The 2115-nt window shown below is 73.9% G+C and carries 2 protein-coding genes; one reads left to right on the top strand and one right to left on the bottom strand.

The annotated features are described in order from the left end of the window. Positions 1-997, top strand: a 997-nt coding sequence (locus DQW85_RS23980; protein WP_240197387.1) for a linear amide C-N hydrolase, incomplete at its 5' end; no start/stop codon positions are given. On the opposite strand, the gene DQW85_RS23985 is transcribed toward DQW85_RS23980, so the two are convergent. Next, on the bottom strand, positions 981-2115 hold a 1135-nt coding region (locus tag DQW85_RS23985; RefSeq protein ID WP_162795314.1), incomplete at its 5' end, for a TldD/PmbA family protein. The genes DQW85_RS23980 and DQW85_RS23985 overlap by 17 nt on opposite strands.

The following is a 2115-nucleotide window of genomic DNA, read 5'->3' on the forward strand; positions in this document are numbered from 1 at the left end:
CCCCGCCACGGGCCAGGCCCCGGCCACCGCGCCCCCGGCCACCCCGCCGGGCGCCCGGTCCCCGTCCGCGTCCGCGTCCGTGTCCGTGTCCGAGCAGGGAGGCCGGAGCACCGCGTTGCTGCGCCAGACCCCCGCCCAGCGAGCCCGTACGATCGCCGGCCTGCGCCAGGTCGACGACCTGCCGCTGTACGAGATGACCTACCACGGCGGCTACGACGCCGAGGCCCCCCTCACGGAGCAGGAACTGGCCCGCGGCGAGGAGGGCTGGGCCTGCTCGCTGTTCCACCGCGGCGCGGAGTTCGCCCGGAACTTCGACTGGGACCCCAACCCGGCCATGGTCGTGCGCGCCGACCCGCCGGGCGGCTACGCGTCCCTGTCCATCGTCGACGTGTCGTACCTGCTCGGCCGCAAGGGGCCGGCCGACCTCAAGAGCGCGGCCGACCGGCGGCGGCTGGCGCACGCGGTGCTCTCGCCGTTCGACGGCATGAACGAGAAGGGCCTGGCCGTCGGCCTCGCGCAGGTCCCGGAGACCGGGCTGCCCGCCAGGACGCCGGGCCGCGTCCAGGTCAGCAGCGTGCGCGTCATGCGCCTGATGCTCGACCGCGCCGCCGACGTGGAGCAGGCCGTCGCGCTGATGCGCCGCTACGACGTGGACTTCACCGGCGGCCCGCAGGTGCACTGGCTGCTCGCCGACCGCTCGGGCCGCTCGGCGGTCGTCGAGTTCGGCCCCGGCGGGCTACAGGTGATCGACGACCGCATCCTCACCAACATCACGATGGCCGGCGCCGGCCGCGCCGAGAAACTCGGCGACACCCGCTACCGCACGCTGGCCGAGGGCATCGGCACCGGAGCCGACGCCCTCGACCTGCTCCGCCGGGTGGCCCAGCCGCACACCCGCTGGTCGGCGGTCTACGACCTGGAGGCGGGCACCGCCCGCGTGGTCACCGGCCAGAGATGGAGCCGCGTGCACACGTTCGCGATCAGCTCGCCTGGCTGACCGTCGACATGTTGAAGTCGGGCACCCGCACGGCCGGCATGATCGTGCGGGTCCAGTAGTCGTTCCACTCGCGGGGCAGCGTCTGCACGCTGGAGCCCACCTCCGCCAGGCGGCCCAGCAGGTCGACGGGGCTCTCGTTGAACCGGAAGTTGTTGACCTCGCCCACCACCTCGCCGTTCTCCACCAGGTAGACGCCGTCACGGGTCAGCCCGGTCAGGAGCAGCGTCTGCGGGTCGACCTCGCGGATGTACCACAGGCAGGTGAGCAGTAGGCCGCGCCGCGTCGAGGCGATCATCTCGTCCAGCGACCGGCCGTCGCCGGGCCCCGTCATGATCAGGTTGTCGATCGTGGGCGTCACGGGCAGGCCGCTGATCTCGGCGGAGTAGCGGGTCTGGAGCAGCGCCTGGAGCGTCCCGTCCTTGATCCACTCGGTGGGGGAGAGAGGCAGGCCGTTGTCGAACACCGACGACTCCCGGCCGGACGCGTGCGCCACGACGAACGGCGCGCACTCGAGGCCCGGCGCCGACGGGTCACCGGAGAGCGTGACCGGCAGGGACGCCAGCCGCTCGCCCACCCGGGTGCCCCCGCCCGGCTTGGCGAACACCGACCGGCCGTCCAGCGCGTCCCTGGCCCCCGACGACCAGAACATGTAGATCATCAGGTCGGCCACCGCGCTCGGCGGCAGCAGCGTCTCGTAGCGGCCCGCGGGCAGGTCGATCCGGTTCTTGGCCCATTCGAGCCGCTGCGCCAGCGACGAGTCGAGCCCCGCCACGTCCACGTCGGCGAAGTCGCGGGTCGCCACGCCGGCCCACGCCGAGCGCTTCAGGTCGGCCGACTTGGCGTTGAGCTCCAGCCGGCCGGACGGCTGGTCGTGGCGCAGCCGCAGCCCCGTCGAGGTGCCGAGGAACGTCGTGGTCCTGGAGTGCTCCGCGAAGCCGTACAGCTTCCTGCCGCCCGACTCGGCGGCGGCGAACGCGTCACCCAGGGCGGGCGCGAAACCCTCGAACACGCCGATGTCGGTCGGCGTCACCGGCTCGCCCCACGACGGACCGGCCGGCACGCCCTCGACCAGCGGCCGGGCGTCCTCGGCCGGCCGCGCCTCGCGCGCCGTCCGGTCC

This window comes from Nonomuraea lactucae (assembly GCF_003313395.1).
GTDB lineage: Bacteria > Actinomycetota > Actinomycetes > Streptosporangiales > Streptosporangiaceae > Nonomuraea > Nonomuraea lactucae.